This is a genomic window from Alteromonas gilva, from assembly GCF_028595265.1.
Classification (GTDB): Bacteria; Pseudomonadota; Gammaproteobacteria; order Enterobacterales; family Alteromonadaceae; genus Alteromonas; species Alteromonas gilva.
On the sequence record NZ_JAQQXP010000001.1, the window covers coordinates 653,217 to 667,843 of the forward strand.

11 protein-coding genes are annotated in these 14,627 nt (G+C 43.0%); 6 read left to right on the forward strand and 5 right to left on the reverse strand.

The window, feature by feature from the left end; all coding sequences use genetic code 11:
• Window positions 1–160: 160 nt before the first annotated feature.
• From OIK42_RS02915 to OIK42_RS02940, 6 genes are all read left to right on the forward strand, one after another.
• The gene (locus OIK42_RS02915; RefSeq protein WP_273638231.1) at window positions 161–1,477 is read left to right on the forward strand and encodes a tyrosine-type recombinase/integrase; all 1,317 of its coding nucleotides are present in this window, start codon (window positions 161–163) and stop codon (window positions 1,475–1,477) included.
• Window positions 1,474–3,024: a site-specific integrase gene (locus OIK42_RS02920; RefSeq protein WP_273638233.1), complete on the forward strand. Its 1,551-nt coding sequence runs from the start codon at window positions 1,474–1,476 to the stop codon at window positions 3,022–3,024. The genes OIK42_RS02915 and OIK42_RS02920 overlap by 4 nt, the downstream gene beginning before the upstream one ends.
• Window positions 3,021–3,536 carry a hypothetical protein gene (locus OIK42_RS02925; RefSeq protein ID WP_273638234.1) on the forward strand — a complete coding sequence of 172 codons (516 nt, stop codon included), beginning with the start codon at window positions 3,021–3,023 and terminating at the stop codon, window positions 3,534–3,536. Before OIK42_RS02920 ends, OIK42_RS02925 begins: the two co-directional genes overlap by 4 nt.
• 82 nt (window positions 3,537–3,618) lie before the next feature.
• Entirely contained in the window at window positions 3,619–5,874 is a 2,256-nt protein-coding gene (locus OIK42_RS02930; RefSeq protein ID WP_273638236.1) for an integrase, read from the forward strand.
• 8 nt (window positions 5,875–5,882) lie between these two features.
• On the forward strand, window positions 5,883–6,287 hold the full coding sequence (locus tag OIK42_RS02935) for a hypothetical protein (protein ID WP_273638238.1): 405 nt from the start codon (window positions 5,883–5,885) through the stop codon (window positions 6,285–6,287).
• A gap of 228 nt (window positions 6,288–6,515) precedes the next feature.
• Entirely contained in the window at window positions 6,516–6,905 is a 390-nt protein-coding gene (locus tag OIK42_RS02940; protein WP_273638240.1) for a hypothetical protein, read from the forward strand.
• Between the two features lie 297 nt (window positions 6,906–7,202).
• Here OIK42_RS02940 and OIK42_RS02945 read toward each other — a convergent pair whose 3' ends face one another.
• The 5 genes from OIK42_RS02945 to pglZ all read right to left on the reverse strand — a co-directional run bounded on the left by OIK42_RS02945 (window position 7,203) and on the right by pglZ (window position 14,622).
• Complete coding sequence (locus OIK42_RS02945) at window positions 7,203–7,481, reverse strand: hypothetical protein (RefSeq protein WP_273638242.1); 279 nt, start codon at window positions 7,479–7,481, stop codon at window positions 7,203–7,205.
• A gap of 159 nt (window positions 7,482–7,640) precedes the next feature.
• The gene (locus tag OIK42_RS02950) at window positions 7,641–7,973 is read right to left on the reverse strand and encodes a hypothetical protein (RefSeq protein WP_273638244.1); all 333 of its coding nucleotides are present in this window, start codon (window positions 7,971–7,973) and stop codon (window positions 7,641–7,643) included.
• Window positions 7,974–9,153: 1,180 nt separating this feature from the next.
• Window positions 9,154–9,771 (reverse strand): hypothetical protein, encoded by a 618-nt coding sequence (locus OIK42_RS02955; RefSeq protein WP_273638246.1) that lies wholly within the window; start codon window positions 9,769–9,771, stop codon window positions 9,154–9,156.
• Between the two features lie 33 nt (window positions 9,772–9,804).
• Window positions 9,805–11,862 carry a protease Lon-related BREX system protein BrxL gene (gene brxL / locus OIK42_RS02960; protein ID WP_273638247.1) on the reverse strand — a complete coding sequence of 686 codons (2,058 nt, stop codon included), beginning with the start codon at window positions 11,860–11,862 and terminating at the stop codon, window positions 9,805–9,807.
• Between the two features lie 15 nt (window positions 11,863–11,877).
• Window positions 11,878–14,622, reverse strand: coding sequence for a BREX-1 system phosphatase PglZ type A (gene pglZ / locus OIK42_RS02965; RefSeq protein ID WP_273638249.1), 2,745 nt, complete (start codon window positions 14,620–14,622; stop codon window positions 11,878–11,880).
• Window positions 14,623–14,627: the final 5 nt, after the last annotated feature.

A 14,627-nucleotide genomic window follows, 5' to 3' on the forward strand; every position in this document is an offset into this window, starting at 1 on the left:
AGATAGTGTTTTGTAAAGATTCTTTGTTTTTATAAATACTTTCAATAGATTATCTGAAAAGTTTACATTCTTGTTTGCAAAGTCTGTAAACTTTTTTTATGCTTAAATTGTGGTACGTAGTTACCATGAGAAAAAGTAAAAAAATTGGGTGGTGATGGTGATGAAAATAAAACGGGTAAGAATGAACGATGGAGAAAGCTACTGCATTCTGCTCAATGAGGATAACTTCCCGTTGCCATATCAAAACTTATTCCTAACCCAACAGCGTCGCAATGCAGGGGCATCGAGTAGCTCGTGTTATATCGCTCTGGAACACCTACGGTTTCTTGAAGAAGTGTGCGACATGATGAGCATTGATTTGGTGCAGAGATGTCTAAAAGGTGACTTTCTCTCAGAAGAAGAACTTGAAACCATATCGCTTTGGGCTGGAAGGACCGTTGAGGCTTTACGTAACCATATTAAGGCTCTTAAAAAGAAAACGGTAAAAACGAAAAGGCCAGAAAATAAGAAACTGGAATCAGCAAGAGCCACTATTGTAACTAAGCACGATGACAGTGTGTTGCCAAGTACCCAGTACAATCGAATGACCACGTTTGCGGAATACATTGGTTGGTTAGAACGAAAGCTCAATAGAGCAGCGTCATCTAACTCAGAGGAGTTACTTAAGCGAAAACGGCCTCCAAAGTTGTCCATGCCTGACGAATTCAACCCTTCCCGGTTTAAGTCCTTAAGCAAGCATCAAATGGCCAGAGTGTTGGATGTGGTGAGACCAGATTCGCCAGATAACCCGTGGAATAATGTTGGTTTGTGCTACAGAAATCAGCTGATTGTTAATCTACTCGAAGCGACAGGGATAAGAAGAGGTGAGTTACTGAGGCTACGTATCTCCGACATCAAACGGCACGCGAGCAAAGGTCATGGGGCGATTGTTGTAAGGAAGAAAACGGATAGCGATGATGACCGGATTGACCGTCCTGAAGCGAAGACATTAGGAAGAGTAGTACCGCTTGATAAGAGGCTACTGAACTTGATAGATGACTATGTGGTGAAATACCGTGCAAATGTTCGTGGTGCCGAAAAAATAGATTATCTATTAGTCACTCACAACCACCGAGTTCGATATAACCAAGCCCTCTCTAAGGCTGCGATAAATAAAGTGTGTAGAGAGTTGGCGGGCGCTGTTGGTTTTAAGGTTCATCCCCACGCTTTTCGGCATAGTTGGAATGACCGTTTTAGTGAGAATGCGGATGCTCGTATTAAAAAGGGGCATACAACACCAGAAAAATCAGAAATGGATAGAAGAAAGTTAATGGGGTGGACGGCGTCATCTTCCATGGCACGCTGGTACAGCAAAAGATTTGAGGAAAGGCGCGCAATGGAGACAGGTTTGTCTCTACAGAAAAAAAATAGTGAGGCGATTGAACGTGTTATTGGCGTTCACGATGATGATATCGAATGTAGTGGGGTAAGGAAATGAATACATTACATTCTGTTGCAGAGGCACAAAAAAAGTCCACAGTATCAATAACGGTTTCACTTAGAGGATATGAATTTGACACGGCTAGTAACAAGTGGGAGTTGGATAGAAACAATAGCATCAATCTTAGGTTTTTAGATGAGTTTTCAGATGAAATAAGCGGTAGTATCAGGGATACATTAATCTATTTTGCCGAAACATGTTCCTCAAAACATACGAAAAACATATGTGAAAACTTGAAGTTATATCTACGGCACTCACAAGAAAAATCATTTACTGAGTTTGGTTTTGTTCTGCTAAAGGACTTTCTTGGAGAAAAGGAAGAATACAAGTTATCTGTGATCAGAGGCTTCCTTCGTCAAATGAAGTATTTAGGAAATGCTGACAGTATTCATGAAGGAGTCTTTGAGCTGATTAATTCATGGAAATTATCTGGTAACGAAAAAGGCTTGCCAGTGCTTTCATTTGACCCCCATATAGGCCCCTTCAGTGATCTAGAATTTGAAGCGATCAGCAATGTTGCTGCGAATAGCTATGCACAGAAAAGGCTTACAACGGAAAGGTTTTTAACCATCTTATTGTTCAGAGCAACAGGTAGGAGGCCTGAACAATTAGCGTCACTGAAGATAAAGGATTTTTCATATTCGAAAAAACATTCTTCTAACACTATGTATGTGGTAGAGGTCCCACGCATCAAGCAGCGAAAAGGAAAATTTAGACAGTCGTTTAGGCCCTTTGGATTGGCCGGTTATCTAGCTCAAGTAACAGAAAAGCATATAGAGGAACAAACACGCAAGTTGGAGGGGGATCTGGGCAGGAGCATTACAGTAGAAGAGCTTGGTGAATTGCCTCTATTTTTATCAAATACAAATATCAAAGAGATGCAGAAAGTTCCCTCTAAAGATTTCAAAGAGCTTTGCGAAACAGAACTTTTCCATATGACTTCCGCGTCAATGGCCTCGCGACTGGTGAGCGCAGTCAATAGTCTCGGTGTTGTCTCAGAGCGCACGGGCGAGCGGCTACATGTCAATGCCTACCGATTCAGATACACGCTTGGGACGAGAGCAGCCAGAGAAGGGGCCGGTAAAATAACGATCGCAACATTGCTTGATCAATCTGATGCACAGAATGCGTGGGTGTATATCGCAAATCCGGCTGAGTACGCTATTGAGATCTCGAGAATAATGAATCAGCCATTATCTCGCTATGCGTCAGCATTTGCAGGAAAAGTGGTAGGGGACGAACAAGAAGCAAACACTCATTTAGATGGAGCCGCGAGAATCCCATGTAGAGAAGTAGATAGTGACGTTGGATCATGCGGCACGAGTTCGTTTTGTCAGGATTATGCGCCTATTGCATGCTATACATGCCCCAAATTTATGCCTTGGGAAAATGCGCCGCATCATCTTGTACTCAAATTCTTGATGGAAGAACGAGAACGTTTGAAAAAAACTTCGGCAACAATGCCAGTTATCACAGCTAATGATCGTTCGATTCTAGCTGTAATTCAGGTAATTACTCTCTGTGAAGAAAGGAGACAGCGATGAACAGTATTGACACCTTTGAGCCCAAAAAAGAGTTTGATTCTCGAGAGAATGTTGAGGCTTTTATTGAGTTTGGTAAAGAGTTGGTAAAGAGAACTTCCAGAGGAAAGTACACATTTGATGATAACTACTGGCCTAAGGTAGGGAATTTCACCCGGATGGGTGTTCACTCGCAAAATCGAGATCCTGAAAATTTATTGAATGAGTCTATTCTGCCTTTTGCGAAAGCGTATGTTGCGTATGCGAGTGAGAGCAAACCTGATGTCAGTAAACGCTTTTATGCCTTACGCGCTATTAACGAGGTAATTATCAATTCTGATATTAACCTGACGGTCACTAACCTTTCGAGAACGGAGTTTGATGAAGCAGCAAGTTACGCGGTGAGTAAAATGGCAAATATAGCAGGTTACCATACGGGTCAAGGTCTTAAAAAGTTACACACCTTTCTTGTTGAAACGAATATGGTTGAGCCGTTTGATTGGAAAAGTCCTATAGCCAAGCCTAAAGAGGAGTGAACGTGCCAGTTATCACAGGCAGTGATCGTTCGGTTCTAGCTGTAATTCAGGTAATTAATCTCCGTGAAGAAAGGAGGCAGCGATGAGTAACATCGTCACCTTTGAGCCCAAAGACAAGCTTAATCAACGAGAGAATGTTGAGGCTTTTATTGAGTTTGGTAAAGCGTTGCTGATGAGAACCTCCAGCAGGAAGTACACATTTGATGATAACTACTGGCCAAAGGTAGGGAATTTCACCCGCATGGGTGTTCACTCGCAAAATCGAGATCCTGAAAATTTATTGAATGAATCTATTCTGCCTTTTGCGAAGGCGTATGTTGCGTATGCGAGTGAGAGCAAATCTGATGTCAATAAACGTTTTTATGCCTTACGAGCAATCAACGAAGTAATTATCAATTCTGATAGCAACTTAAAGATCAATAACCTTTCGAGAACGGAGTTTGATGACGCAGCGAATTACGCGGTGAGTAAATTGGGCAAAGGAGCCGCCAACCAAACGGGCCAAGCTCTAAAAAAATTGCACACCTTTCTTATTGAAAAGAGAATGATTGAGCCGTTCGATTGGAAAAATCCTATAGCCAAGCCCAAAGGGGAGGGAACAGATGATCAATCACTGGAAGATCGTGAAAGCAAAATGCCTGATGAAAATGCGGTCATGGCGATTGCGCAAATTAGTTCATACAGAACAGAAGAGTTGAGTTCACGCGATATTCATACAACATCAAGAATGGCGCTACTTTTCGCCGCTCCCTCGAGAGGTTCAGAACCATCATATTTAAGAGCGCAGTGTCTACAGGCTCAACAAATGACAGTTGAGAAAGCATTGAAGTTGGGACTTGAGGAAGATGATGTCAGAACTCTGCTAGCTCGCCAATCTGGCAAAGAAGAGAAGTCTCAAGAAAATGAAGATAACGATAACACTGAATTAGACCTTAGGGCGGAGATCACTCTCAAAGGAATAAGCTGGTTTTCTGGAAAAGGATATAACTATGAGCTCAAGTGGTTACCAACTGTAATGTATGATGCTGTTACAACAGCAATTGAAAGGCAGCAAGAACAATCAAAACGAGCTAGGTCAGTTGCAAAACTATTGGAAGACAGCGATGATTTTCCACGGCATGAGCTTTGTCCAAAAGTAAGTGAAGACAAATTGCTCACAATGGATCAAGTTGCCTTGGCACTAGGATTTGATCTCAAAAAATTGAAGTCAAAAAGACAAATGCAAGTCAGTAGAAATCAGCTTCTGAAAAGAAAAGGAATCGAGAGAAAGGACTTTGTTGTTTCACTTCGAGACTTAAATAAAATTGTGCGCCGTGATCTTCCTGAAGGCTTTCCATATGTCAAATTCAAAAATGATAAAGTTAAACTCAAATGGTCAGAAGCTTTGTATGCTGGTTTCAAAAATAGTTTGGATTCAGATAAGACGGAGATACTCACGGAATTTTTCATTCCCCAGATTAATATATTAAATGACGATCTCGCGCCTACGAAAAAGAAGAACAGGTTGACCGGCGAGTTAAGCTCTCGAAAGTCGATCTTTGAGAGATGGGGCTTTGGTCAGCTTAGAATGACTTCTCATCAGCTTCGGCATTTGATTGATACCATGGCCGCTGTAAATGGGATGTCAGAAGAGCTGAGAGCGAAATGGGCACAACGTTCGGACCCTCGTCACAACAGCTATTACAATCATGTTACGCCAGAAGAATACGGAGCTGATTTTTTAGAGGATAGAGAGAGTCAGTTGGCTAGCTTGGAGTCTATCCCGATCAAAGTCCACGTAGCAAATCCGCAAACACTTCAAGAGTTAAATACAAAAACCTCATTGACTGCTCATGCGACAGAGTTTGGAATGTGTATGCTGTCGTATCTGAATGAGTCGTGTACAAAGTTCCGTGACTGCCTTAACTGTGCTGAGTTACATTGTGTCAAAGGAGATAAAGAAGCTGAGGACCGTTTGCGTGAAAAATTGAAACTGGAGAGAAAGCTGCTCGCTAAAGACGAGAAAGCCATGATGGATAAAATACCGGGAGCTGAACGATGGTTTCAAAAACGTAAAATAAGAGTGGAACGTGGCACTGCATTGATTCAACGCTTAGAAGATCCGGCTTTAGAAGATGGAACAGTTATCAAGTTAGCAAATGTAGAGGACGTCTCACATGTCGATAGAGCTCTAGAAAAAAATGGAAAGAAACGTCTCCCAAAAATTACGAATTTCAAGAGGCTAAAACGACAAAATTCTGATGATGAAAATGCTCCTATCCCATTGATTGATAAAAACAATACAAGCTCAGAGGATATAGATTTAGATGATCTTGACGGTTACATTGATGCGTACTGAGAATTAACATGGCGAAACACCTTACAGATGACGATATTGAAAAGATCGTAGATATTCTTGATAACTGGTCAGTAGAAACTAAGTTAACGTGGGATAGGTTGGTAGATAGTGTTCAGCATGGTCTGGGTATTGAGACAACCAGACAAACTCTATCCAAACAAAAGCGTATTAAAGACACTTTTAAAGCAGTCAAAGCGATCGTATCAGGGAATACTAAACCAGTTGATAAAACATTACCTTCTAGCTTGAAAATTGCAGCGCAACGGATAGAAGCTTTGGAAAGAAAAGTCGAAAGATTAGAGCGAGAAAACCACGAGCTACTGGAACAGTTCCATGTTTGGCTTTACAACGCAGATAGACTAAAGATTACCATCGAACAATTAAACAGCCCGTTGCCTCGCAAGACACACTGATACAAAAATCTAAGATAAATATCTTATGGATTAGACAAAATTGAGCCGACAACTTCAACTTCAGAGCGGGACTAAATCTAACCGGCTATTGTGTACGTAGTGCAGGCCTCTAATCCTTCCCATGAAAACACAGAATATGCTTTTTCAGTGGAAATGGATGTTACTATGAAGTCGCAGTTGTAAGGTGTTAGGCATTTGGAGGCAGGTATTCTTATAAATTCTAGGTTAATGACTTCTAAAGATAGTAAGCTTATCATTTTAGATAGAAAACTTGAGAGTGAAATTGATAGCTTCATTAATGACATATTGAAGAGCTATGAAGGAAAATCTTTTGAGCCTGCTTTAAATAAAGTTCAAGATAAAGCCATAAAAGAGTGGGCTAGAGCAAAAAACATTAATTATGTTTATATGTGGGCTCTAATAGGTGAAGGTGAAATGCTGCATAGGGTAAAATGTAAATCAGTAATTAAAGCTGGTCACAGAATTATTCTTGATGCATATGCCATGTGCAATTCTGAATCTTGGGGGTTCCACCGAACAGACCTTTCAACTTATTTCCTTATCTCAGATGAAAGTGAATCAGAAAAATATAGAATCTGTTCTAAATGCAAGAAGTAAAGTAATGCGCTAACAAGCGCATTAAGTTAAGAGGCTGAATATAGCTTGCTCGGTTCCGTTTCGCTATAAAAGTTCAGCAAGCTATTCTCAGACCCTTATGCGGATGTTGACCGTCTTATTTTTGTCTAGCGCTATCTGTCCCGTCTGGTATCATCAGGTACTGAAGCTCAATCAAGATGGGCTAAAAAGCTAGCTGTAGATGTGACGATTAACGCCTATTCAAAGCCAAGGACCTGCGGGGCTTTAATTTTCTTGCAACAAGAAAGTTAAGAAAACAAATGTCAGTATTTATTAGTACTATTTTTTTGTTTCGATACCGTATTTACTGGCAAAAGACGAAAGTTTTTTGTCGTAAAAATGCATATCCCGCTGGTAGCGACAGATGAACTTTATAGACCTTTCTGCTTCATCATAGTAAGCACGAAAATTGTTTTCACCGGCATCGATGTTAAAATCGCCGCCTTCTAATTTATAGGCGGCTTGGCCACCAACAAAATTTTCTTTAGTAAAGTCTGATAAGATCGCATCTACTTCGTCGTGAGCGATTGACTGGAATTTGGTCGCAAGGTTAGGCATGGTTGTCTCCCTTAGTGGTCAATAATCCCTGATACCTTTTTTAGCTTATTGTTGAATGCCTGCCGACTGTATGGGCAAGCCTGAACCTTTAACCCATCTATTGTCAGATTATACATAAACTAGCACATACAGCTTTACATCGCTTAGTAACGACACTTTTTATTCGAATCCGCCTAGTCTTTTCGACTCAATGTAGTTTATAACTTCCGACGCACCAGTCTCTCGATTTTCTATCACAACTTGAGAAGGGGTAGTATTACCGAATCCGCTAATAGGTTGTTTTGTATACCAATTCCAAGCATCTTGTCTTGTATCGAACATTGTTTCAAGCATATTAAATATAAGCAGTGTCTCCTTGAGTCGTTTTGTATCCGCATGTTTTGCACCATTAAGAGTTTGAGCAGGCAAAGCTGTACATGAACAAAACTGCTCTTCGTCGATGCCAATTTCACGGATCAGAGTTTTTATTTTATCGCGGGTTGATAAGGCCATAACTCGTCGCAGTAAAGAAGTGGATTTATGTACACTATAGTCGATTAGTTAATTTAGCCAATCTGCTCAATAACTTCACTAATAGGTGCAACTAACTTAGCGAGATGCACCTTTGTTTGCAGATGCACATCGTCTGTAATTGCGGTAGTTTCTACTAATCACTCATCTCACAGGTAGAGTTTTCGGGCTATCAGCCGGACTAGAATGGTTGCAAGGTACACCGATTCGGGAGGCACTTCCTGTAACTGTGTACCTGTCCGCTAATCATTCATCTCACAGGTAGCGTTATCGGGTTATCAACCGGACTAGAATTGTTGCAAGGTGCACGGATTCGGGAGGCACTGCCTGTAACTGTGTACCTGAGCACTAATCATTCATCTCACAGGTAGCGTTACCGGGTTATCAGCCGGACTAGGATGGTTGCAAGGTACACCGATTTGGGAGGCACTTCCTGTAACTGTGTACCTGAACGCTAATCACTCATCTCACAGGTAGAGTTTTCGGGCTAGCAGCCGGGCTAGTATTATTGCAAGGTACACCGATTCGGGAGGCACTTCCTGTAACTGTGTACCTGAACACTAATCACTCATCTCACAGGTAGAGTTTTCGGGCTATCAGTCCGGCTAGAATGGTTGAAAGGTACACGGATTCGGGAAGCACTGCCTGTAACTGTGTACCTGAACACTAATCACTCATCTCACAGGTAGAGTTTTCGCGCTATCAGCCGGGCTAGGATTATTGCAAGGTACACCGATTCGGGAGGCACTTCCTGTAACTGTGTACCTGAACACTAATCACTCATCTCACAGGTAGAGTTTTCGCGCTATCAGCCGGACTAGAATGGTTGCAAGGTACACCGATTTGGGAGGCACTTCCTGTAACTGTGTACCTGAACGCTAATCACTCATCTCACAGGTAGCGTTATCGGGCTATCAGCCGGACTAGAATGGTTGCAAGGTACACCGATTCGGGAGGCACTTCCTGTAACTGTGTACCTGTCCGCTAATCATTCATCTCACAGGTAGCGTTATCGGGTTATCAACCGGACTAGAATGGTTGCAAGGTGCACGGATTCGGGAGGCACTGCCTGTACTGCGTACCTGAGCACTAATCATTCATCTCACAGGTACAGATAGATGGATTCTCGGGTCATTACGGTATCTTGAAAGTAGAAGCTAATTTAGTTGCGCCCCGAGCCGTAGCTGCCGGGAACGCGGCGATCTAACGCATCGACTTTGTACTCAACCTTGTGTTTCCGCTTTTTGTTTTTTACGCGTCTTTCTGCTTTTAATGCTCTTTGCTTGGCTTTTGAAAAAATGATTAAACGGCCAACAGAAAGCCCACTGTCAGGGGAAGATTGCAAAGAAGCTAAGATAGATTCAATTTCTTTTGTGAGGTAATCGATACTTTTTTCAGAGACTAGCTTAGATACCGTTGGCTCATGTCGCTTTTCTAATGGTTGTGCACAACCCCATTTGTATGAATAAGAATGTTGTGATTCCTTTGGACTCATTTGAACAGCGGGTTTTGCAGAATGTTTCTGTGGGCACTTTTTAATATGCGCAAGTAGAGTTTGTTTACGTTTGAATCGCTGAGAGCAGTGTGGGCAGGTTAATAATTCTGGAGACTTCTGCCACTGGGCATTTCGAGTCTTTTTCTTGCGTTCGTTCGGGCGCTTTGTTTCGCCAACAGCATTTGGGTTGGGTTCGGGCATGTCAGCTAATTTACTTACAGGGTTGATTTGCCAGCTATGCTTGTTGACGAGATGATCAAATAAATCACTCTCGTCAGTTTTCATATCACATATTTGGCAAATCAATGTCCTCATAAGTCACGATACCCCCAGTGCCTTATAAACCGCGTCAACAGGATCGCTATAAAAACTCACCTGAAACTTTGTGAAAGTCTCTCCCGGCACGCTAGGTATGTCACTTGCTGATGCCATCGGCAGTAACACTTTTGTTGCTCCAGCTTCCAAAGCGACCTGCATCGTAGATGCAAGGTCCTGAACCGGATTAACAACACCACCCAGTGTCATGCTTCCCAGCACTACCATCGATTCTTGTATTGGTTTATTCAGCAATATCGAGCAACACGCAACCAATGATGCCAAGCTTGCTGTATGACTGTTACCACTGTTCTGTAGATCAACAAAATGCAGATGAAATTCGTGTTCTGAAAATTTTGTATTCGCAGCAATTCGACTCAAATTACCTTTGAAATACTCAAAGCCAACGCGAACCTGTTCCTTTGCTGCGGTATCGGAACCAAAACCAGAAGTTGAATGTTTGCCATTACCTGCGGTCATTTGCGTTTCAAGGCGGAAGACTCCAAGTTTCCCTAGTGCGCCATCAGTAACAAAGTGGACAACACCCGGTTTTGGCACACCTTTCGGTATAAGATCCGAGCCCCCCTGTTCCGGCACACCAACAAAAAACTCTTCGTGAGTTTCGTTATCGATGTAACTAAAGTTCACATCGAAAAACTCCATCCCTCCAATCTTTTTAAGCTGCTCTTTCACACGGCGGCGACATTCCAAAGCATAAGTTAAACACTCTCTAATGGCTTCCTTGTCATACTCTGCGTGCGGATAAAGTAGTTTCAGCAACCCTGATGTGGTTCGACGTACCCCTATCACATCACGCTGGTTGAGGTTGTTCCCTAACTTGAAGTATTTATCAATTGCGTCTGAGAACGTCGTCTTGCGCATTTCGCGCATATACTCAGCCAAGTAGTCGGTAATTAAGCCAAAACGGTCTGTGAAGAACTCAGGGCGCATTTTGGGTATCTCCCAACCGGGGATGTAAGCGTGGAATCGGTCAAAATACGCTGAATCGATCATTTCTGGCGGGAATGGAGCCAAGAGGTGGCTGGTTTTCACTAACGTCTCGACACTGTGGTCGATATTGCCAACAAATACCATTGAAGCTTTGGCTTCAATAGAGTCGCGGCCGCGAGAGAACGAGCCTGACGCCATGTAGTCTTTCATGATCTGGATGCCGTCTTTGTCTTTGAAGCGAATCCCTGCAACCTCATCAAATGCGACAACATCCCACATGCCTACCAAACCAATTTGACGGGAAGACATGTTATAGAACAGATTCGCCACGGTAGTCTGACCGCCAGAAACAAGCAGTGAGTTGGGCGAACACTCTTTGTAAACGTGCGATTTACCCGTACCACGGGGACCGAGTTCGCAAACGTTATAGTTGTTCTCAACAAAGGGGATCATTCGGGCAATCAAATGCCACTTAGTGCGCGTCTCAAGATTGGCGGGCTCCATACCTACCGAACGAAGCAATACATCCATCCATTGTTCCGTAGTGAAATTGCAGCGGGCACCATATACCTCGACCATATTCATTGAAGGCATTTGGATTGGCTTTAAATTCAGGATGCTAAACGGTGAAACCTTTTGTCCTTCCTCGTAAAAATAGCTCACCGTGATAATGCACCAGATCCCACCGGTCAGCAGTTTCTCGTTCTCCTTAACGATTTTGTTTGGGACTACCGCGTCTTTGATGCCGATATTCGACAAGCTGGCTTCGTAAACATCTTTCTTCTGATTAAGCTTCACCGTGACTTTATCGATAACTTTGTGCGTACCTTTTTCACGGATAAGCGATTTGGCTTTTTCTGCCTCATCTGGACGAACATAGTTCTCAGTCAGGATTTTTTTAACGTTTTTCAGGCCTTCCTGTATTAGCTCATCTTCCGCCGCAGAGCAGTACATTCCGAGCAAATACTCAAGTACATAGACAGGAACATTCGCACCTTCTTTGAGCTGCTTAGTCAGGTCCTTACGAACTACTCGGCCTTTAAACTCGGTAGTGAGTAAGTCATCCAAATCATGGCTACGGATTTCTGTTTCTTTATTGTTATCTGTCATTTATCCGTGCTCTCCCTAGAAAAAATCGTCTTCAATGGCCAAGTCAATCGTCACCGTATGTGTTGCCATAGACTGACTGGCATCAGTATCTTTTAAAATCAGTTTGTAACTCAAGTTACGGTCAAAGCCACTACCTTCAAGCTTCACCGACACGTTGCGTTTGCGCTCATCTAGCTTTTCGGACGCAGAATCGAAAAGCACTTTCTCAATGGCACTTACCCGCATTCCTTCAGGTGATTCGATCCAAAGTTCCAGCTCTCTGGCTTTAAACTTTTCGCCCACAGCATCTGTTTGCAGAAGCTGAATACGGTCGATATTACTGACGATCCTAACCGGGCTGTTTAATGGCACAACGCCTACTTTTTGTTTCGCGTGTTTCGTTTGAGCTTTTGTATCTAACTCGCGCACATGTAACAAGGGCACACAGATTTCCTGTGGCATGATCCCGCCGTGTATAAACTTGGCACCACCCACAAAGTTAAACCGATTACTGCCACGCGGCACCATAAACTCGGCATCATCGCCGCTCGTAGCATCAATTCCAGCGGTATTAACTAAACGTCCCGTCCAGTAATAACTATCAGTTAGTAACTTGGAGCCGATTACATAGCGCTTTTTAGCCTCAACTGCGCCATCAGGTTTGACCTTGAGTGAAGTCTTATCTGAATCAGTCACATCAGTCATTTTAAACAGGAAGCCGTGATCGGCAGTCACAATAACGCGGCTACCATTAAGGCGATTTATTATGCGAGACACCAAGTTTTTGATTTCACTAATCGCATCACGGGCAGCTTCAAAGGTCAGGTTCTCAGTAGCATGTTTATCACCAATCGCGTCAATATTGTCGTGATAGATGTACACCACCTCCAAGTCCCGAACTTTCTCCCTACCTTCCTGATTGGTCCAGTTCAACACATCATTTGCTTTAAACGCAGCGCCCTTGTGCTTCGCCAATATCTTGTTGCGATTTTCTAAGCCATGCACTGACAATCCATCCGCCCGGTATTCCAAAGTTTTACCTAGATGTGCAGTCATGGTCTTGTGGGGTAGCAAGCTACCCATTCCCAACTGGGTATAGCTGGGCACCACACCTAATTGAGAATGCAGCTTTGCCTGATAACGCTTCTCATCATTTATCTGCTGTCCAATTTCAGACGCCACTTCATAGCGAAGGGCATCAGATATAATCACAAATACACGCTTGACCGGCCCATTACTGAGAAGGCTTCCAACCTCTTGATTAAAGAAATCCTGCTGATTGTTAACACCCGTCAATTTCCAGCTATCTAATAATGACTCGTTATCTACCAGCTTGCCCCAATCAACTGCCAGATCATGTAAATACCAGTCAACGTAAAGTCGTTCGATATCGTCAACCAGACCGGTAGCTTTTAATAGATCACCGCCGTCTGTCTTATTGAGCTCAATACAGTTCTCACAGAATACCCGGTACGCATAATCAAACTGATACAACTCTTCGGTATATGCTGCATACATTTGCTTGCAGCTTTGAAAATCAAAGCCATCGGCGTGCTTTTCTTTCAACTCGTAGAAATGACGTGCGGCCTTGAGTGCCTTGTACATAGGTGCAAAGTTTTCGGTAGCTACGCTCCAATGGCCACGAAGGCGAGTTGTTATCCAGTCGTCGACCTCTGTTCGTGTGAAAGCAGGTAAGTCTTTAGCAAGCGTTTTGAGTAATTGCTGGTCGGCTTCTTTGAATGTTTCAACGTGAAGCAGCTTCTCTGGGTGAGTCAGTTCGGCTAATTTGCTCGATATTTCAAGCTCCGCTGCAATGTCACTCGCAATTGTATTGTAGCTAGACGCCAGCGTTCGATTCTCACGCCAGTTTGCAACAAAATTGATGATACCAGCGCGTTTTGCTGCGGCATTCGCCATTTTGTCCTGCAACTCCGTGGGAAGTTGGTCGTAGACGTTCCTGTCTAATCGCATTGGTAATATATGCGCCGACAGGCTTTGACCAAATTGACTGTTCGCCGCATCTACGCCGCCTGCCTGTAAAGCTTGAAAGCAATCCGTCACTAACAGTTTGATGAACAACTCATGCAAAGAAGGCTGTTTAGCCTTATCAGCATCTTTGATTGAGATGTCATCGCTCTGCCATAGCGCAGGCTCAACATAGCCGAATTCTGCAACCACAAAGCTCCAAAAGGGCTTTGCTAAGTCGTATTTTTCCAGCTCATCCAGTAGCTGGTTGGCGTCTTCCGGCTTATGTGCATAGGCATCAAATAACTGATGGATCACAGCATTGAAACTGACGGATTCTACTTTCAGCAAGACCGCAATCATCGCAAGCTCTAGAAGCACTTTATCCGCATTATCCGGCAGAAGCTTTTTTAACTTTGTGTAACGCTGCTTATTGCCAAAAAAGCGCTTGTAGTGATTGATAACCTGCCGAAATTCCATGCGCATGCCCAACTCGTTCAAAATCATAGCACTGGAGTCGGCGTAAAAGTGCGAAGCATACTGGCGTATATCATACAGCCAGTCTCGCGTAGGGGAATTTACCGGCTTATTGCTGTATAACAGAAAGTTAGCGTTAGGCTGTTTGAGCTCAATCCGTTGCTTCACTTCGAGTTGTGACAAAGCATCAATTTCTATCAGCTTTATCTCGTGCTCTTTCATAGCAACACGAATATCAGTAAGTTGTTCGGTGAATTCTTGATCTTCATCGAGCCAAAACACGATTCGGCAGTGATTGGACTTGGCTAGAATGCCTTCTTTTATCTTTAATAAGTCCATAAAAA

Coding starts and splice junctions, on each gene's coding strand:
- OIK42_RS02915 (WP_273638231.1), top strand. CDS start 161: ATGAAAATAAAACGGGTAAGAATGAACGATGGAGAAAGCTACTGCATT.
- OIK42_RS02920 (WP_273638233.1), top strand. CDS start 1,474: ATGAATACATTACATTCTGTTGCAGAGGCACAAAAAAAGTCCACAGTA.
- OIK42_RS02925 (WP_273638234.1), top strand. CDS start 3,021: ATGAACAGTATTGACACCTTTGAGCCCAAAAAAGAGTTTGATTCTCGA.
- OIK42_RS02930 (WP_273638236.1), top strand. CDS start 3,619: ATGAGTAACATCGTCACCTTTGAGCCCAAAGACAAGCTTAATCAACGA.
- OIK42_RS02935 (WP_273638238.1), top strand. CDS start 5,883: ATGGCGAAACACCTTACAGATGACGATATTGAAAAGATCGTAGATATT.
- OIK42_RS02940 (WP_273638240.1), top strand. CDS start 6,516: ATGACTTCTAAAGATAGTAAGCTTATCATTTTAGATAGAAAACTTGAG.
- OIK42_RS02945 (WP_273638242.1), bottom strand. CDS start 7,481: ATGCCTAACCTTGCGACCAAATTCCAGTCAATCGCTCACGACGAAGTA.
- OIK42_RS02950 (WP_273638244.1), bottom strand. CDS start 7,973: ATGGCCTTATCAACCCGCGATAAAATAAAAACTCTGATCCGTGAAATT.
- OIK42_RS02955 (WP_273638246.1), bottom strand. CDS start 9,771: ATGAAAACTGACGAGAGTGATTTATTTGATCATCTCGTCAACAAGCAT.
- brxL (WP_273638247.1), bottom strand. CDS start 11,862: ATGACAGATAACAATAAAGAAACAGAAATCCGTAGCCATGATTTGGAT.
- pglZ (WP_273638249.1), bottom strand. CDS start 14,622: ATGGACTTATTAAAGATAAAAGAAGGCATTCTAGCCAAGTCCAATCAC.